Source organism: Chryseobacterium sp. Chry.R1 (assembly GCF_039645525.1).
Lineage (GTDB): Bacteria > Bacteroidota > Bacteroidia > Flavobacteriales > Weeksellaceae > Chryseobacterium > Chryseobacterium proteolyticum.
This window is the reverse complement of sequence record NZ_CP151793.1, coordinates 968,066-986,299: the sequence shown is the minus strand read 5'-3', so window position 1 is coordinate 986,299 and position 18,234 is coordinate 968,066. Positions and strand designations below refer to the sequence as shown.

Sequence of the window (18,234 nt, the reverse complement as noted above, 5' to 3'; positions counted from 1 at the left end):
AAAGTACGATAAAAAATTAATCAAAACAAAAGAGGAGCTCGTAAGATTAATAGAGAAACAATTTTTTAACCCTGAATTTATTTTTTAAATTTGACCTTCATTTTTTATTATGGCAAAAACGAAGAAGGAGACTCCATTAATGGCTCAGTATAATACCATCAAGGGAAAATACCCGGATGCTCTTTTATTATTCAGAGTGGGAGATTTTTATGAGACTTTTGGACAGGATGCAATCCGTGCTTCTCAGGTGCTTGGAATTGTGCTTACCAAAAGAGCGAACGGAGAAGGTCATATTGAACTGGCAGGATTTCCACACCACTCAGTAGATTCTTATCTGCCTAAGCTAGTTCGTGCAGGACTTAGAGTGGCTATCTGCGATCAGCTGGAAGATCCTAAAATGGTAAAAGGTATTGTAAAAAGAGGGGTGACAGAACTGGTAACCCCGGGAGTTACTTTTAATGATCAGGTACTTAGCTCTAAGAAGAACAATTTCTTGCTTTCGATCCATAAAGAAAAGGAAAAGTTTGGAATCGCACTGGTTGATATCTCTACCGGAGAATTTTTGGTAAGTGAGGGAACTCTCGAAAAGCTTTTGCATATCGTAAGCACTTTCGATCCCAGCGAAATTATCTATCAGAGAAGTGTTCAGATCCCTGAACAGTTGAAAAATAAAAGTGCTTTCAAACTGGAAGATTGGGCTTTTCAATACAATTTTGCATATGAGAAATTAACGGGGCAGTTCAAAACCAATTCATTAAAGGGATTTGGTATAGAAAATCTCTCCCTGGCAATTACAGCGGCAGGAGCTATATTTGCGTACCTTGTAGAAGATACTCATCATAACTTACTTGCCCACATCACTAAAATCAAGGTGATCCCCCAAGATGATTTCCTGATGATGGATAATTTCACATTAAGAAATCTAGAGATTGTATATCCAAGCAACCCACAAGGAAAGTCTTTATTAGATATTATTGATAGGACTTCAACCCCAATGGGAGGTCGGCTCCTAAGAAGAAGGATTATTCTTCCGCTCAAATCTGTTAATGAAATTCAAAGGAGGTTATCCCTTATTGACTTCTTAAATGAGAACGATGGACTAAAATATGAGATCTCTCAATTGCTGAAATCTATTTCCGACCTCGATCGTTTGATGGGAAAGTTAGCAGCAGAAAAGATTTCCCCGAAAGAAATCGGTTATCTTCGTCAGAGTTTAGTTAATATCCATACAATTAAGGACTTGCTTCATCCGTTTGCTGATGTGCTGGCATGGATTGAACCGCTTTATGATCTTGGAGAACTGATTCAGTCTTTACAGGATAGGCTCAATGAAGAACTTCCTGTAAATATTTCAAAAGGGAAAGTAATTAGAGAGGGGATTTCGGAAGAACTCGACAGGCTTAGAAACCTTCAAAGCAAAGGGCGGGGCTTTCTCGATGAAATGTGTCAACGGGAAATAGAAAGAACCGGGATTTCAAGCCTTAAAATAGATTTTAATAATGTTTTCGGATATTTTATAGAGGTCCGGAACACTCATAAAGATAAAGTTCCAGGGGATTGGTTGAGAAAGCAAACACTCGTTAATGCAGAACGTTACATTACTGAAGAATTAAAAGAATATGAAAGTCAGATTCTTGGAGCTGAAGAAAAGATTAGTGTTTTAGAGAATGAGTTATACAGGAATGTGTGCTCTGAAACAATGGTTTATATGGACCAGATTCAGGAAAATTCGAATATCATTGCGCAGCTCGATGTAGCGGTAGGATTATCGGAGCTTGCTGTTTCAGAAAGCTATACAAAGCCTATTTTGAATGATGGCTACATTGTTGATCTGAAGGAAGCGAGACACCCAATTATTGAAAATGCTCTTCCTTTGGGAGAAAAATATATTCCTAATGATATCTTTTTAGACAAGGATTCCCAACAGATCATTATGGTTACCGGCCCAAACATGGCGGGTAAATCTGCAATTCTTCGTCAGACGGCGATCGTCTGTCTTCTGGCGCAAATAGGAAGTTTTGTGCCGGCAAAACATGCTGAAATAGGGGTTTTAGATAAGATATTTACCAGAGTAGGAGCGACAGACAATATTTCTGCCGGGGAATCTACTTTTATGGTTGAGATGAATGAAGCGGCTAACATTCTTAATAATATTTCAGAACGGAGTTTGATCCTGCTGGATGAAATCGGTCGTGGAACATCAACCTATGATGGAGTTTCAATTGCTTGGGCTATTGCAGAATATCTGCACCAGCATCCAAGTCAGGCTAAGACATTATTTGCAACCCATTACCATGAGCTGAATGAGATGACAGTTAATTTTGAAAGGGTGAAAAATTTCCATGTTTCCATACAGGAAAATAAAGGGAATATCATCTTTCTGAGAAAGCTGGTTCCGGGTGGAAGTGAGCATAGCTTTGGTATTCATGTGGCAAAACTGGCCGGAATGCCGGCGAAAGTGGTTAACAGGGCTAATGAGATTCTAAAAACCCTGGAAGCAAGCCGGACTCAGGGAACTTCATCGGAAAGTATTAAAAGAGTGACAGATGAAAATATGCAGTTATCATTTTTTCAGCTAGACGACCCTGTTTTGGAAAATATCAGAGAAGAACTTACTAAAATAGATATCAATACGCTAACCCCAATAGAAGCTTTAATGAAGCTTAATGCAATTAAGAAAATGATTGGAGGATAAAAAAAGAGAGCTAGTAAGCTCTCTTTTTTTGATATGGATAATGTTAGCAACAGCTTCCATCCATTCTGCAAATTCCCACACGAGGTTCGCCGTCGGGAGTAAAGCAAAAACATTCTATGAGACAGTCATTACCTGCTCCGCCATTGATTTCCTTTAGTTGTTTCTTTGTTAGTTTCCTTTTCTGATTGTCTGATTTTTTCATGATAAAAAATTTTAATTTGGTAGAACTAAAGTACATTTTTATTTTAACAGGACAAGATAAAGTGGTTGGTTTTCAGTTGTTTATTGAGTGAATTTGAAATAGGACGTCATATCATTCTATTTGTAGCTGCACTTTTTATTGCCTGTCGGATGGTGTAATTAGCAACAATATCCATCTTGTATTCCCGGAACTCCTATTAATTCTTCCCCTGTATTTCTGTCAAAACAGCTAAATACAACAGGGCAATCATGTCCCACACCTCCGTTAACTTTTTTCAACTCTTTTTTAGTTAATTTTTTGATTCTGATGTTTGATTTTTTCATAATTATAATATTTAATTTGTTTAAAAGCACATTGCTTTGTGTGAAAAATGACACCAGATAATGGTGTCATCGTAGATTTGTTATTATTGGGTTAGCTAATAGTACAACCAATTAGCAGCAATAATCATCCTGAACTCCTGGCACACCATAGCGTTCCTGACCTGTATGACGGTCAATGCAGCTGATTACCCTTGGGCAGACAACTCTTCCACCGTTAATTTCTTTCAACTCTTTTTTAGTTAGTTTTTTTGATTTAGTGTTTGATTTTTTCATAATAAAAACTTTTAATTTGACTAAACTAAATTACATTTTTAATTCTGATATATCCATAATTGGTGAATGAAATTCATGAAAAATACCTGAATTCAGGTATATTAATTAGTTGAAAATCATTAATCAATGAAACTTTTTATTAATTTTGAATATGAAGCATTTCTTAAAAATTTTATTCCTATCATTAGGCGTTACCATTTCAAAGGCGCAGCAGACTGAAATTTCTTCTGTGAAATATGAAGAGCTTGAAAAACGTATTCAGCAGGAAACCGATAAGTTCCTTGTCCTGAACTTTTGGTCAACGACTTGTGCTCCATGTGTAAAAGAACTTCCTGATTTTATGGAAGTAAATAACAAGAATAAAGACAATCCGAAATTTAAAATGATTTTAGTTTCACTCGACAGATTAGTGGATAAAGAAAGAGTGCTAAAGTTTATCAAAAATAAAAAGCTTACTGCTGAAGTTATTTTATTGGATGATATCAAAAGAATGAATACATGGATTCCCCGGTTCGAAAAAAACTGGGATGGAAATATTCCCGTAACTTTGTTTTATAAAGGAGGCGAAAAGATCTTTTTTAATGATGGAGAAATGAGCAAAACTGAACTTGAGTCTGTTATTAATAAAAATTTACTTTAAATATTTATAATACTATGAAGAACATAAAAATTATCATAACATCTTTTATTATTGGTTTCGGCTTATTGAGTTTTACCGCAAAGAATAATGAGAACACAGTAAAAGAGAAATATAGTTTTATAAGATCTGAAAAAGGATACGAAATAGGAGATGAGGCAACAGATTTTAAACTGAAAAATATTGATGGCAAAATGGTTTCCCTTGGTGATTATAAAAGTGCTAAAGGATTTATTATTATTTTCACCTGTAACCATTGCCCGTATGCTAAGAAATACGAAGACAGGATTATTGCGCTGGATAAAAAATACAAAGAACAGGGTTATCCCGTAATTGCCATTAACCCGAATGATCCGAATGTACAACCGGAAGACGGATATCAGCAAATGATTGAAAGGGCTAAACAAAAAGGCTTTACATTTCCTTATTTAGTGGATGAGGGACAAAAAATTTATCCTCAGTATGGGGCAACTAAAACGCCGCATGTTTTTATTTTACAAAAAGAAAATGGAAAGAATATAGTTAAATATATAGGAGCGATCGATAACAATTACGACAATCCCAATGATGTTTCAGAGTATTACGCACAAGATGCAGTCAATGCTTTACTAAAGGGAGAGCCTGTTAAAATGACAAAAACGGTTGCAATAGGATGTACCGTAAAAGTAAAAAAATAATCTCCTATTTGTAATAAAAAATGAATAAAGCGAGCACATGCCCGCTTTATTATATCCAGTATAATGACTTTTGTTAAACCAGGAAAATGAAACTACAATTTAATATCAAATACCTTATTCTGACGATTCTACTATTTCTGACAGAAGTTATAATTGCTACTGCATTAAAAAATGTTTTCTTTGTCAGGGCCTATTTGGGAGATGTTATTGTTGTAATCCTTCTTTATACTTTTGTCAAAAGCTTCATTACAATTGATAATACAAAACTTATTACAGGAATTTTTATATTCTCATGTATCATTGAATTTGCTCAGTATTTTAATGCTGCAGAAAAAGCAGGCTTCCAAAAAGGAAGCCTGATGTATATTGTTATAGGAAATTCATTTTCATGGGTAGATATCGCATGTTATGCGATAGGATGTTTATTTCTCTATCTTATCATAAAAGTAGCTGAAAATAAATCATTCCAGCCAGAAAATTAGAGGCTGTTTCATTTTCATTTTGACCTTTTCTCCATTTTTTTCTCCGGGAATCCATTTTGTATGTACACTGTGAAGAGCCTTCAGGAATTCTTTTTTTATGATTTCATTTTCGTAGGATTCTATTTGTATCTGGCTCATGCTGCCATCTTTTTCTACTATAAATGTAGCTACCGCTTTTGCTGTACTGATATTGAGCCTGGTTAATAATGACGTTTGGAAATTGCTTTGAATCTTTCTTACAAATGCCTGATGACCACCAGGAAATTCAGGGTTTTTGTATCCGGCAAGTTCGTCGGGAGAAATAACCGAATGGTTTTTCTGAGTGGAAGCAGAGTCTTTTTGTGCAGAAAGAAAGACCATGCAGAAAATTAAAGCAAAAAGGCTAAGATATTTTTTTATCATCTTTTATTTTTTAACGGCCAAATCTGTCGTATTTATCCTCGGCATATTTGATGAAACGGTTTAATAAAGCAACATTTTCCTTTTCTACTGGGGAAAGATCATGATCTACATTATTCGAAACGGGAATATACCAGTCTGTATGTTCAAAGAAATTTCTGTAGGTTTCTTTTTTAAATGAGTATCCGTGTCTTGCAAAGACAGAGTTTTTGATGATTTCCATATCAAGTTTTCTCAGGTTTTTAAGATCTTTTTCTGTTAACTTCTGTTTGGAAGCATTAATTTTAAAAATAGCCTCAGAAGCAACCCTGTTTTTAGAGGTTGTATAGCTTTCTGTTTTTCCCGTCTCTTCATCAGTATACTTTTCAATAAAATCTTTAGGATTCGACCAATCTACCAGGTCAGAGTTTTCGTCCAGCATAAAGTTAGGGTTATACACAAAATCTTTTTTTATAAGCTTTAACGTCTTTGAAGGGGACTTTACTGCTGTTTTATTGAAGGCTGTCCATTTACCTGTTAAGCTGTCATTATTGAGCTTTATTTCAAATCTTCCGTCGGTTTTATCATTTCCGGGTTCATCCAGTACAAAAGACTTTGTTTCTTCATTAAAAATGCCACGGAATGGTCGCTGATTGCCATTTACAATGCTTTGTCCATATACGCTGTCTTTGGTAATCTTGTTAATTTTTACAGAGATTTTTTTAAATATACTATCTTCATATTCATTGCCGTCATATTCGTCAATCACTTTTTCCTTTCCGCCGAAATCACCCGTGTAGATTCCATAGTATTCTTTATGGATTTCCGGAATTACAACAGAGTCTTTTTTTGCCATTGCAGGGCCTGCACTTTTAGCTTCTTTTTTACAACTTGATAACGCGACTGCTAACAGAGATACGAGAGTGTAATTTAAAATTTTCATAGTATTTTTTTTGTGATTAAAAACTCAATTAAAAGGATATTAGGAATCCAACCAAGCCAGGCAATTATTTGATATACATCCATCGGATTTGGATGAAATAAATATACAATAATAACTTTCCACATTCTTAAAGTAATAGCAGATAGTGTCAATGCAAAACTTCTCCACATCCATTGCTTATGGAGGAGGAATTTTTTTTGTTTTGCCAGCTTAAAGGCTTTGAAGGTCGTAATCCACCACAGGATTCCCAGAATAATAAAAGAAAATTTTGAAAGGAATCCTCCATTGGCAAATATACCCATATAAACTCCCGAGGGAGCAGAGAGGCATAATACCACAAAAATATAGCTCTTTCCTATATTTTTGTGTAGGCTTTTCAAACCGAAATCTTTTCTTAGAATCGCTAAAAAGCCCAGTAACAGTACAAATATACTGGTATAAACATGAGTGTAGAAGAGGTAAAGATATTCAGGTCTATGACTTACCTCCGTCTGTTTGATCTGTAAAAAGCTTACTTCAGGGCTTATAGGAATATATTCCAGGGTAATTTGAAACATAAGCCAAAAGAAATAACCGAATCCTATCATTAAAAGGATTTTAAGAATATTCTGATATTTCTTTTGAATTAAAAACACTGCAATTACATCCTTGTTATAATTGACTAGATAATCATTTCATGTTCAGATCCTGTGCAATCAACCATGCTTCACTCCAGCATGCCTGAAAATTGAACCCACCCGTTACTGCATCAATATTTAATACTTCACCGGCAATATAAAACCGAGGAAGGATCTTTGAAGACATATTTTTAAAGTTGATTTCTTTTAAATCCACTCCTCCGGCAGTTACAAATTCATCTTTAAAGGTTGATTTGCCTGTAACCTGAAGTTTTTTAGAGCAGAGACTGATTAGGATCGCCTGCATTTCCTTTCCGGAAATATGAGCTACCTGTTTGTTGAGATCTATTTTTAAAGTGTCAAGAATTTTCTGCCAGAATCTGTTGGTAACTTCAAATATTTTCGACTGACCTATGGTCTTTTTAGGATTGCTGTGTCTGAAGTTTTGAAATATCTCCTCTGCTTCATCTAGTGTTTTTGAAATGAAATTTACTTCAATTTCAAAGTTATATTTCACGTTTGCCAGATTGATCGCCTCCCAGGCCGAAATTTTCAGTATGGCAGGTCCGGATAATCCCCAATGTGTTATCAGGAGCGGCCCACTTTCCGCTGTTTTCAACTTTGGTATTGAAACTTCTGCATTTTCAAAGCTGGTTCCTGCAAGGTCTTTCAGAAGATCATTTTTAATGTTGAAAGTAAAAAGTGAGGGAACAAGGCTAATGATTCTGTGTCCTAAACTTTCTACAATTTTCAGAGATTTTGGAGAGCTTCCTGTAGCATAAATGATGTAATCCGCTACAAGGTCTTCCGAGCTGGTCTTTACAATGTATCTTTCACCATCCTTTACAATTTCTTTTACAACAGATTTTGTTTTTACATCTATATTTTTCTTTTGGACTTCGTTGAGAAAAGTATTGATAATTGTTTGTGAAGAATTGCTTTCAGGGAAGATTCTGTTGTCATTTTCTATTTTCAACGAAATGTTTCGTTGTTCAAACCATTCCATGGTGTCTCCGGGCTGAAATTTGGTAAAAACACTTAAAAGTTCTTTGTTCCCACGAGGGTAAAACTGAATCAATTCTTTGGGGTCAAAACAAGCGTGACTTACATTACAACGACCTCCTCCTGAGATTTTTACTTTCTGGAGGACATCCGAGTTTTGTTCAAGAATAATAATTTTATATTTGGTTTCGTCAAGGTTGGATGCACAGAAAAACCCCGCTGCACCTCCTCCGATAATAATAATTTGTTTCATGTACCTGTAATCTTATGGTGAAGATTATTTTTCCAAAAGTACAATTTTTATAAACCATCTTATTTGAGTATTTTTGAAGATTATAATTTTATTATTCTAAATACAATTTCAAATGACATTCTACCATACCTTCGAAGTGCGTTGGAGCGATCTTGACGCCAACAAACACTTAGCAAATTCATCTTATGTGCAGTATTGTGCACAAGCCAGGATGGCTTTTATGACAAAAGAAAAAATGGGAGTTACCCAGTTGAGTCGATGGGGGATAGGACCTGTTATGCTTCATGAAAGATATTCTTTTTTTAAAGAAATCTATGCTGATCAGACGGTGATCGTGAGTGTGGAAATAGGCGGTTGCTCGGAAGATTCTTCCATCTACCGTTTTATACACAAATTCTATACTCCGGATGGTGTGCATTGTGCAACGTCTGAAGCTACAGGGGTATGGATTGATATGATGCTGAGAAAAATGACCACTCCTCCGGATGATGTTATTGAAGCAATGAATAAATATAAAACACCGGATACTGAAGTTTTAACCAGAGAGGATTTTAAAAAGTTCCCATTCCATCCTCATAACATTGATCCTTCAGAGTTTAACAAATAAATGATAATTGATAAATGATCATAGATAAAAGAATATCGAACATCATTTATCAATTATCTGTCCTCATTTATAAATAAAAAAGATATGTTTGAAGATAAATCTCAGGAACTAACACCCATTTCCAAATTAGGAGAATTTGGATTGATCAAACACTTAACGGAACATTTCCCATTGTCCAATGAATCTTCGGAGCTTGGAGTTGGAGATGATGCAGCAGTTATCAATCCGGGCGGAAAGAAAATGGTCCTTACTACTGATGTATTGGCAGAAGGTGTTCACTTTAATCTGGGGTATGTTCCATTAAAGCATTTAGGATACAAAGCTGTTGTTGTCAATTTAAGTGATGTAGCGGCAATGAATGCTACTCCTACACAGATTTTAGTTTCTCTTGCCGTTTCCAACCGGTTTCCGGTAGAAGCTTTAGAGGAAATCTATTCCGGTATCCAGGCTGCTTGCGCGAGATATAAAGTAGATTTAATAGGAGGAGACACCACCAGTTCTAATACAGGGTTGGTAATGAGTATTACCGCGATAGGAATTGAAGATGAAGAGAATCTGGTTAAAAGAAGTGGTGCGAAGCCGAACGATTTATTGGTCGTAAGCGGAGATCTTGGAGGAGCCTATATGGGGTTACAGATTTTAGAAAGAGAGCATGCCGTTTTCCTGGCAAATCCGAATATGCAGCCGGAAATGGAAGGATACGACTACATTCTGGAAAGACAATTAAAGCCAGAGGCAAGAACAGATGTTAAAACAATCCTTAAAGAGCTGGATATAAAACCAACTTCTATGATCGATATTTCTGATGGGCTTGCTTCTGAAATACTGCACCTTTCTGACCAGTCAAAAGTGGGATTCAGGCTATATGAAGAGAAGATCCCTATGGATAGCCTTACGATCTCAACTGCTGATGAAATGAATTTGAATCCTGTTGTAACAGCATTAAGTGGAGGTGAAGATTACGAATTATTATTTACAATCGCACCGGCAGATTTTGATAAAATAAAAAACCACCCTGATTTTACGATTATAGGACATGCTGTAGATAAAGAGGACGGGAATTTTATGGTGGCCAGAGGTTCCAACCAGCTGATACCGCTTACGGCGCAAGGCTGGGATGCTTTTTTGGGAAACCAGCAGGGAGAATAAAGTAATACTTAATTTTCAATATTGTTAGAAGCCACAGTACTAGTACTGTGGCTTTTGTATTGTATTGCTGCGCTGAGACTAAGCCGCATGAGATCATAAATAAGGACAGGAACAAGCGTATGGCATCTATTGGTCATGCAGTTATTTCAGGTCATCACAAAATGTACACACTTAATCAAGTATTTTTTGTTTCGCTTTTTGAATACCGTCTCTTTGTGAAAATTTTACATTATGAAGAAGGGTCTTTTGATTGCCTTTTATGGTTTTACTCATTTAAGTTGTCTGCTGAACGCACAATCCGGGTTATCCGGAGAATTAAAAACGGAATATATTCCTTATTCAAGTTACATCCGCCCTGAGGATAGTATGAAAACGGATTCCAAAAGTGATTTTAAGAGAATGGATATAAGCTTCAGTATTCCTCTTTCTATGAAAAAAATAAGTGAAGGAAAAATAAAATCATGGTCATTACTTGTTAATGGATCTTATGCTCAACTGTCCCATAAGAACTATGAAACTCATTTATTTCCTGACCAGATGCTGAATGCGCAGGTTGGATTACAGCATATAAGACCTTTGGGTGGAAAATGGAGCATGATGGTTACCGCTTCAGCCGGCGTTTATACCGACCTCGAAAATGTAAACTTTGATGATGTTTTAGGCCAGGGAGGTTTATTGTTTATAAAAAACTTTACTCCTAATCTTGCGCTTGGAGTAGGCCCTGTGCTTACTACTGCATTTGGAGTACCCATGATTATGCCCTGGATCTATTTCGATTGGAAAACGGGAAATAAAATCAAATTCAACATCAACTTTCCTGAAGGAATGGAGGCGGGCTATCAGTTTTCAGATAAATTTGCTATCAAGGCAGTTGTTGGATTAAACGGGATGACGGTAGAAAGGAATAAAGGAGGAAAATCCACGCTGCTTGGCTATCAGCAAATCACAGCAGGGATACGGCCTGAATTACAGATCAGCAAAAATGTAAGTCTACGTCTTACCGGAGGAACCGCTCTCCTGAGGAGCTTTAGTGAAAATGACCGTAAGATCAAAAGCATATTTAAATCAAAAAAGATGGAAGATCCTCGTTTTGCTTCCACCTTTTATATGGCTGTTTCTCTTCGCTGGAATCTCCCTTAATTTATTTACTTATGAGCTTCTTATAGACTACCTGGTTAAGCAATTCTTCTTTACGGGTTCTCGAAATAGGAAGCTCTGTTTTATTAATATAAAGCCTGCCTCCTGCAATCATTTCAATATGAGTGATATTGATGAGAAATGATTTATGGATTCTAAAAAAATGCTCAGGTGATAAGGACTCCTCAATAGCTTTCATTGTCTGATGAATGACAAGTGTTTTATCTTTAAAATGCAGTTTGGTGTAGTTCTGCATGCTTTCAATATATAAAATATCTACCCAGGAAACCTTAATAAAGGTGTCGGATTGACGTACATATAAGTAAGGATCATCCAGAGAAATATTTCTTTTGGATCTTTCAAATAAGATGAATTGCTGCTGTGCCTTATTTACTGCCTGGTAAAAACGATTAAACGCTATAGGTTTTAAAAGGTAATCTACAATCTGTAGTCTGTAGCCCTCTAAGGCATATTCTGAGTAAGCAGTTGTGAAAATACATAAGGGCGGATTCTCCAGTTGTTCCAAAAAATCAAGGCCTGTAAGATAAGGCATATTAATATCCAGAAAGATGAGGTCAATTTGATTCTCTTGTATTTTGTTATTAGCCTCTAATGCGGTAGCACAGGTATCCACAACTTCCAAAAAATCAATTTGATCCGCCATGTCTTTTAGATAGAATCTTGCCAGGGGTTCGTCATCTATAATCAGACATTTCATTTTGGGAATATTATTGTTTGTCATTTTCCTGAGAGAGATTTAGGATTAAAGAAATTTTGTAAACATGATTATCAGACTCTACGTTGAGAGAGTATGAATCCGGGTACTGAAGGTCAAGCCTTTTCTGTACATTATTAAGCCCTATTCCATGAGCACCATCTTTACTTTTATGAACAGTTATATTGGAGTAGGAATTTTCCACATAAAAAGAAAGTTGGTTATCTTCTTCCTTACATGAAATTAAAATATAACCTTTATGCCCCGGCAAGCGGCAAACATATTTAAAGGCATTCTCAATAAAAGGAACGAGAAGAAGGGGAGCAATAGTCGCTTTATCGGTGGAAAGCTCCCAGGTTGCTTTTACATCCAGTTCATTTCCCCAACGTAATTTTTCAACTTCTACAAGATTTTGTAGGTATTCAACATCTTTTTTAAGTAGGACCTGATTCTGATTACAGTGATAAAGCTGATATCTCAGGATATCTGAAAATTTTAGCAACAAAAATGAAGCAAGCTCAGTATTGGTTTTCATCAGGATATGAATATGATTGAGAATATTGAAAACCAAATGGGGATTTATCTGGTCCTGTAATAGCTTAAGCTGATTTTCCAGATGGACTTGTTGCAAGAGAATGTGATCCCTTTCAATTTTTCCGTGTTCCTGATAAAATGTTATTCCGCACGCTGTTCCATTAATAAGAAAGGATGCAGGAAGAGCTAAATAAAATCCTTTCCATAAAATAGGGAGGTGACTTTTAAAACCAGGAGCTAGGGGTGTTCTGGAATCTACTTCTATATAAGCAAAAACAAAAGAGTAAATAAAGCTCAGTAAAAGAATCATAATCGTTGCCTGGAGTAGGAATTTTTTCATTTTCCTCTCTTTTAAGGCTTGCGGGAGCAATTTTTTTGTTAAAAACTGAGTGAAAATAAAGGAGCTTATTACAATGGCTAAAGTCTGGATAAGTGAATTGTATCTGCCGGAATCTGCCTGGAAATTAATCCACATGGTTATCCCGAAAATCAGCCAGAAACCAATAACAAATAGATGTTTTCTTACGATAAAAGATTTAAGCATATTTTGATAGGGTAAAAAATTAGAAACTGCAGGAAATACAGTTTCTAATGGTAAAGATAATTTTTTAGAACAGGAAGTATCCGATTCCAAGCGAGAAGCTGTGAGGTTTGGATTTAAATTCTTTGCTGATGCTGGTGAGTCCTGTTTCGTACCTCAAATCAACGGTGAAGTTTTTATAATCCATACCAATTCCACCGGTAATACCAATATTGGATTTATCGAATTTTTTTAAACCTTCGCGCAGTGCTTTTGAGGTAGAAATATTATCATTAAATCCATAACTGTAAACTCCTCCGGCAAACGCCCGGACATTAAAATCTTTGGAACTTACGATCTTATAACCTGCTACAACAGGGATATCGATTGAATTCCATTTCAATTGCGAAGAATTTCCATCCTTTAAGTCATATGATATTTTTCTTTTGTTGAATATAGCTTCTCCCTGAAGATATATCCTGTTAAAGTCTACTCTTGCCATAAGGCCCGCCTGATATCCTATTCCATATTTTCCGCTCAGGTCAGAAGAGGCAGAGGATGTTTTAGTGAAATTTGTACCGGCTTTAACTCCGATATGAACGATTGGTGTTTGTTGTGCGTTGGCTTCTACTGAGCAGGTAATGCAAAGCAATAAAAAGCTTACTGCTAAAAAACGGTGTTTCATAATAATAAATAGTATTAAATCTGGTGCAAAACAACAGCAGTGAGCGTGAAAATGAAATTTTATTTGATGAAGAGCATGGGTGTTTTGATAAGAGGGAGCTTTTAATGTAGCTCAGTTCTCCGATTGATTTTATCCGATGAATGGCGCAAATAAAAAATCGGAAAAATGCTTTTCCGATTGATTATTACTAAAATGGTTCTTCTTCACAAATCATTCCCGGGGGGCAGCCTCCGCTTCCGGGGTTTCCTCCACCAGGACTGCCAACGCTTACACAGGTTCCAGGGTTACCGTCGTCCTGCATTTCGCAAGCCTTACCATAAGTACATTCACAGTCTGTCCAGCAATACGCAGAATCTCCACTGTTGTGGCAGCCATTTCCTCCACTACCCAGAATTGTTAGCAGATCTTTTCTTACTAGTTTTTTCATAATGTAATTTGATTTTTTGTAATAATAAATATATTAAAAAATAAATTTAATTTGAAATAGAATTATTTGTGTATAAAATACTTACAGGCTAAATGACAGTATTTATAATCTAAAGGCAAGAAGCCACAACAATTGTCGTGGCTTCTCTTTTATTTAAGTGATAATATATTAAAATTCGATTTCTTTGTGATATAGAGGATATTCTCTTTGGAAAAGAGGAATGGTTCCTTCATATCTTAACGGGAAGACTCCAAATCCATAGAACATATCTGCCTGGATTTTTGCCTTTAGATCAATAATCCCTTTCCTTTGTGGAATTAGCTGTACACCTAAAGAAGCAATAGTTGAGGCTCTGCCTCTTAGTCCTGAATTGGCAATAGGAACCGTTAGAAACTGTAGACCTACAGCGCCTTTTGCTTCCAGACCTACTTCCGCAGATAAGGTGCCTTCGAGAGAAGTGATACTGAAATCAGATCTTTTTTCCATGCTGATGTTTAGCGCGGGATTTTTTGAAACAAGGAAATTAGCTGTTCCTCCTACGTCAAGAAGGTTGACTTTCGCTTTGCCGGTTGCCCCGATTCCAAGAAAAGGGCCCGCAGATATTGTCGGACTCAATACAAGCCCTGTTGGACCTAATACAATAGGTGCAATAGGAATACTTATAAAATCTGTAGTACTTACCGTGTATCCTACTGATGCCTGGATATCCGCAGTGGACTGTAAAACAATATCATCCATGATAAAGTTTACAGAAAAGTTGGTCAGATGTCCCCATGAAAATGTAATATTGTAATCAATTTTAGGAGTTACACCGCCTTTTACGTTTACGCTTGAAGCTAACCCTACCGGACCAACCTGTTGATTGATAGGAAAAGTCCTATTAAAGTTAAAACGATTGAAAGTAACCAGCTTCTGATCACTTAGGTTTTTAGCTTCAATATTGATGATTTTATTATTTACTTCCTGAGAGATAAGGCCTTCTACCGGAACATAGTTCACCATCTTTCCATTAACGCTGATGGGAGCTTTACCTGAGGGATCATAAACACCGCTTAACGTTCCACTGTATATAAATTCCTCAAGTTTAGCGCTTGATGTCTGTACAAAATACTGGTTGTTTGTTTTAGTTACAGATTGTACTTTAGAAAGGATTGTCTTTACCTGATCTCCTTCTATTTTTGTTCCAACCAAAACGCTTCCTGCCTTAATGTCATCAGTTTGATCGGTTGCTTTACTAAAGGTAATATTCTGATTATCCAGTTTGGAAATTGCTGATACGGATTCATCATCAAGAATAATGACATTTTTCTGTAAAGTAAGATTTCCCAGAGTTTTGAAGCTACCGGATTCTGTTTGAGGTACTGCCGGGTCCTCGTTCAAATTGTCCTGTGAACAAGAAATTAGAATTGCTGCTGTGAATATAGAAAGAATTATAAGGTTAAAAAATCTTCTATAATTTCTGAAATTGTTAAAGTTGTTTTTCATAAGCGAAAGATTTTTAGTTCTTCTAAGTTACAGATTAATTTTATTTAATCACTGCCAAGAGAAGTAGAAAATAGGAAAACCGTTATGCATATAATAATTTGTTAATGAGATGATTGTGTTTGGAAATAAAAAAGCCTCTATTCCAACAGAGGCTTATATTTAATATTTAAATCAAATGCTTTATTACTTCTTTACAATATTGATTATAACTTCTGTAGCTTTTTCCATGCTTTCTAATGCAACATATTCATAAGGGCCATGAAAATTGATTCCACCAGCGAAGATATTTGGACAAGGAAGTCCCATATAAGATAATTGTGCCCCATCTGTACCTCCTCTGATCGCTTTTATCTTAGGCTCAATATCAGCTTCCCTCATTGCTTTGGCTGCAAGATCAATGATGTGCATTTTACCTTCGAACTGCTGTTTCATGTTACGATACTGTTCCTTAATCTCAATTTCTGCAGTCCCTTCACCGTGTTTTTCATTAAATGCTGCAACTTTTTGCTCAATGAATTTTTTTCGTGCTTCAAATTTTTCATCATCATGATCACGGATTATATATTGAAGCTTGGCCTCAGAAATATCAGCAGTAATGTCCATCAGGTGATAAAACCCGTCAAATCCTTTAGTTGTAGATGGTGTTTCGTTCGCTGGAAGAGATTGTGCAAACTCAGCAGCTAAAAGACTCGCATTGATCATTTTTCCATATGCATAACCAGGGTGTACGCTTAATCCATGGATTTTTACAACAGCTCCGGCAGCGTTAAAATTTTCATATTCTAACTCCCCAACTTCACCTCCGTCCATTGTATAAGCCCATTCTGCCCCGAATTTTGCTACATCAAACTTGTGAGCACCTCTTCCGATCTCTTCATCAGGTGTAAAACCAATCGCAATTCTTCCGTGTTTGATTTCAGGGTGAGCGATAAGGTATTCAGCAGCCGTAACAATTTCTGCACATCCAGCCTTATCATCAGCTCCAAGAAGGGTATTCCCGTCTGTTGTGATCAACGTTTGTCCAATATATTTTTTTAAACTTTCAAATTTTGAAGAGGAAAGCGTGAATCCGGTTGCCTTATTAAGAAGCAGGTCCCCTCCGTCATAGTTATCCCAAACCTGAGGATTTACATTTTCACCACTGAAGTCAGGTGAAGTATCATAATGTGAAATGAATCCAATGGTGGGTTGGTCATTATTCTCAAGATTAGATGGAACATAACCCATAATATAACCATTGTCATCAATAGAAACATTCTCCAGACCGATTGTTTTTAATTCCTCAACAATATAATTAGCGATGTCCCATTGCTGCGGAGTAGAAGGAGTTGCTTCACTCTCTGCATCACTTGTTGAATATATTTTTACATAGTTAAGAAAACGGTTCAATAACTTCTCTCTCCATAATTGGTTGAATTCTATAGTACTCATTAGACGGTATAAATTTCAACAAAGTTAGCAAATTTGCTGCTCAGAATACATTATTTGCGGCTGAATATCAGTTATTGAAATTTTGAATCATATATAAATAATTGAAAATCAAAATTATGTTAGCTTTGTATTGATCGTAGATAAACTTGTTAAGTTTTATTATATTTGAGAAAATCTAAAGTGAAAATGTTTCTTACCGAATGTCCTAGGGATGCCATGCAAGGCTGGGGGGAATTTATTCCCACAAATAAAAAAATTGATTACATCAACTCTCTGATGGAAGTGGGATTTGATGTGTTGGATAGCCTCAGTTTTGTCTCTCCAAAAGCTATCCCGCAAATGGCTGACTCTGATGAGGTTGCTGAAAATATAGACAAATCTTTATCAAATACGAAGATTTCTGCCATTATAGGAAATTACAGAGGAGCTGAAAAAGCACTAAAACATCCGTCTGTAGATATTCTTGGGTTTCCTTTTTCAATATCTGAAACTTTTCAACACAGGAATACCAACAAAAACCAGGAAGAAGCTTTTAATGAGATCATTAAAATGCAGGAGCTTGTAAAATCAGAGAATAAAGAGCTGAATATTTACTTTTCCATGGCTTTCGGAAATCCATACGGAGAAATGTGGAAATTGGAAGATGTAGAGTTTTGGGCTCAAAGATTTTCGGAGATCGGAATTGAAAATATTTTGTTGTCCGATACAACAGGTGTTGCAACTCCCGAAAAAATTGCACTTTTATTCGAAAAAATACCCGTAAAACATCCTGAAATTAATTTTGGAGGACATTTTCATAACCGGTATGAAGATTCTTATTCAAAATTAAAGGCGGCTTATGATCAGGGATGCAGAAGATTTGATAGCGCTATTAAAGGAATTGGAGGATGTCCTATGGCGGAAGATGATCTGGTTGGTAATATGCCTACCGAACAGGTAATCAACTTTATGAGTGTAGAAAAAATAGACCATAATCTTAATCTTTTAAACTTCGAGAGCTCATATAATAAAGCAAAAGATATTTTTCATTTTTAAAATATAAAATCAATCAGTAGGCGGGCT

The 18,234-nt window shown here is 36.0% G+C and carries 21 protein-coding genes; 8 read left to right on the top strand and 13 right to left on the bottom strand.

The window, feature by feature from the left end; all coding sequences use genetic code 11:
* The first annotated feature begins 109 nt into the window (after positions 1-109).
* Positions 110-2,695 carry a DNA mismatch repair protein MutS gene (gene mutS, locus AAEU33_RS04615; RefSeq protein ID WP_345991086.1) on the top strand — a complete coding sequence of 862 codons (2,586 nt, stop codon included), beginning with the start codon at positions 110-112 and terminating at the stop codon, positions 2,693-2,695.
* 43 nt (positions 2,696-2,738) lie between these two features.
* On the opposite strand, the gene AAEU33_RS04610 is transcribed toward mutS, so the two are convergent.
* The 3 genes from AAEU33_RS04610 to AAEU33_RS04600 form a co-directional block, all read right to left on the bottom strand.
* Positions 2,739-2,897 carry a hypothetical protein gene (locus AAEU33_RS04610; RefSeq protein ID WP_172281844.1) on the bottom strand — a complete coding sequence of 53 codons (159 nt, stop codon included), beginning with the start codon at positions 2,895-2,897 and terminating at the stop codon, positions 2,739-2,741.
* A 158-nt stretch (positions 2,898-3,055) separates the two neighbouring features.
* Positions 3,056-3,220 carry a bacteriocin gene (locus tag AAEU33_RS04605; protein ID WP_345991084.1) on the bottom strand — a complete coding sequence of 55 codons (165 nt, stop codon included), beginning with the start codon at positions 3,218-3,220 and terminating at the stop codon, positions 3,056-3,058.
* Between the two features lie 111 nt (positions 3,221-3,331).
* Positions 3,332-3,493, bottom strand: a complete 162-nt coding sequence (locus AAEU33_RS04600; protein ID WP_172281848.1) for a bacteriocin — start codon at positions 3,491-3,493, stop codon at positions 3,332-3,334.
* Positions 3,494-3,644: 151 nt separating this feature from the next.
* Here AAEU33_RS04600 and AAEU33_RS04595 point away from each other — a divergent pair, with 151 nt between their 5' ends.
* The 3 genes from AAEU33_RS04595 to AAEU33_RS04585 all read left to right on the top strand — a co-directional run bounded on the left by AAEU33_RS04595 (position 3,645) and on the right by AAEU33_RS04585 (position 5,289).
* Positions 3,645-4,133: a TlpA disulfide reductase family protein gene (locus AAEU33_RS04595; RefSeq protein WP_345991081.1), complete on the top strand. Its 489-nt coding sequence runs from the start codon at positions 3,645-3,647 to the stop codon at positions 4,131-4,133.
* Between the two features lie 14 nt (positions 4,134-4,147).
* The gene (locus AAEU33_RS04590; RefSeq protein ID WP_345991080.1) at positions 4,148-4,807 is read left to right on the top strand and encodes a thioredoxin family protein; all 660 of its coding nucleotides are present in this window, start codon (positions 4,148-4,150) and stop codon (positions 4,805-4,807) included.
* A gap of 86 nt (positions 4,808-4,893) precedes the next feature.
* Positions 4,894-5,289, top strand: a complete 396-nt coding sequence (locus AAEU33_RS04585) for a DUF2809 domain-containing protein (RefSeq protein ID WP_345991078.1) — start codon at positions 4,894-4,896, stop codon at positions 5,287-5,289.
* Here AAEU33_RS04585 and AAEU33_RS04580 read toward each other — a convergent pair.
* The 4 genes from AAEU33_RS04580 to AAEU33_RS04565 form a co-directional block, all read right to left on the bottom strand.
* Positions 5,269-5,691, bottom strand: coding sequence for a hypothetical protein (locus AAEU33_RS04580; protein WP_306613261.1), 423 nt, complete (start codon positions 5,689-5,691; stop codon positions 5,269-5,271). The two genes, AAEU33_RS04585 and AAEU33_RS04580, sit on opposite strands and share 21 nt — an antisense overlap.
* Before the next feature lie 10 nt (positions 5,692-5,701).
* Positions 5,702-6,610, bottom strand: a complete 909-nt coding sequence (locus AAEU33_RS04575) for a YARHG domain-containing protein (RefSeq protein ID WP_345991076.1) — start codon at positions 6,608-6,610, stop codon at positions 5,702-5,704.
* Positions 6,607-7,197 carry a DUF2306 domain-containing protein gene (locus tag AAEU33_RS04570; protein ID WP_345991074.1) on the bottom strand — a complete coding sequence of 197 codons (591 nt, stop codon included), beginning with the start codon at positions 7,195-7,197 and terminating at the stop codon, positions 6,607-6,609. The genes AAEU33_RS04575 and AAEU33_RS04570 overlap by 4 nt, the downstream gene beginning before the upstream one ends.
* Before the next feature lie 82 nt (positions 7,198-7,279).
* Positions 7,280-8,482 carry an NAD(P)/FAD-dependent oxidoreductase gene (locus AAEU33_RS04565; protein WP_345991072.1) on the bottom strand — a complete coding sequence of 401 codons (1,203 nt, stop codon included), beginning with the start codon at positions 8,480-8,482 and terminating at the stop codon, positions 7,280-7,282.
* Positions 8,483-8,594: 112 nt separating this feature from the next.
* On the opposite strand from AAEU33_RS04565, the gene AAEU33_RS04560 reads away from it, so the two are divergent.
* The 3 genes from AAEU33_RS04560 (at position 8,595) to AAEU33_RS04550 (ending at position 11,378) form a co-directional block, all read left to right on the top strand.
* Positions 8,595-9,089, top strand: a complete 495-nt coding sequence (locus AAEU33_RS04560) for an acyl-CoA thioesterase (RefSeq protein WP_172281867.1) — start codon at positions 8,595-8,597, stop codon at positions 9,087-9,089.
* Between the two features lie 84 nt (positions 9,090-9,173).
* The gene (gene thiL / locus AAEU33_RS04555; protein WP_345991070.1) at positions 9,174-10,238 is read left to right on the top strand and encodes a thiamine-phosphate kinase; all 1,065 of its coding nucleotides are present in this window, start codon (positions 9,174-9,176) and stop codon (positions 10,236-10,238) included.
* 231 nt (positions 10,239-10,469) lie between these two features.
* A complete protein-coding gene (locus tag AAEU33_RS04550) occupies positions 10,470-11,378 on the top strand; it encodes a DUF6268 family outer membrane beta-barrel protein (protein ID WP_345991068.1) in 909 nt (302 codons plus the stop codon).
* A gap of 1 nt (position 11,379) precedes the next feature.
* Here AAEU33_RS04550 and AAEU33_RS04545 read toward each other — a convergent pair whose 3' ends face one another.
* From AAEU33_RS04545 to pepT, 6 genes are all read right to left on the bottom strand, one after another.
* Positions 11,380-12,117 carry a LytTR family DNA-binding domain-containing protein gene (locus AAEU33_RS04545; RefSeq protein WP_273650312.1) on the bottom strand — a complete coding sequence of 246 codons (738 nt, stop codon included), beginning with the start codon at positions 12,115-12,117 and terminating at the stop codon, positions 11,380-11,382.
* Positions 12,104-13,168, bottom strand: coding sequence for a histidine kinase (locus tag AAEU33_RS04540; RefSeq protein ID WP_345991063.1), 1,065 nt, complete (start codon positions 13,166-13,168; stop codon positions 12,104-12,106). The genes AAEU33_RS04545 and AAEU33_RS04540 overlap by 14 nt, the downstream gene beginning before the upstream one ends.
* Positions 13,169-13,232: 64 nt before the next feature.
* The gene (locus AAEU33_RS04535; RefSeq protein WP_345991061.1) at positions 13,233-13,829 is read right to left on the bottom strand and encodes a porin family protein; all 597 of its coding nucleotides are present in this window, start codon (positions 13,827-13,829) and stop codon (positions 13,233-13,235) included.
* Between the two features lie 187 nt (positions 13,830-14,016).
* Positions 14,017-14,256 carry a hypothetical protein gene (locus AAEU33_RS04530; protein WP_172281883.1) on the bottom strand — a complete coding sequence of 80 codons (240 nt, stop codon included), beginning with the start codon at positions 14,254-14,256 and terminating at the stop codon, positions 14,017-14,019.
* A gap of 168 nt (positions 14,257-14,424) precedes the next feature.
* Positions 14,425-15,741 (bottom strand): hypothetical protein, encoded by a 1,317-nt coding sequence (locus tag AAEU33_RS04525; RefSeq protein WP_345991060.1) that lies wholly within the window; start codon positions 15,739-15,741, stop codon positions 14,425-14,427.
* A gap of 183 nt (positions 15,742-15,924) precedes the next feature.
* Positions 15,925-17,172: a peptidase T gene (pepT, locus tag AAEU33_RS04520; protein WP_273650318.1), complete on the bottom strand. Its 1,248-nt coding sequence runs from the start codon at positions 17,170-17,172 to the stop codon at positions 15,925-15,927.
* Between the two features lie 186 nt (positions 17,173-17,358).
* On the opposite strand from pepT, the gene AAEU33_RS04515 reads away from it, so the two are divergent.
* Complete coding sequence (locus tag AAEU33_RS04515) at positions 17,359-18,207, top strand: hydroxymethylglutaryl-CoA lyase (RefSeq protein WP_172281889.1); 849 nt, start codon at positions 17,359-17,361, stop codon at positions 18,205-18,207.
* Positions 18,208-18,234 lie beyond the last annotated feature (27 nt).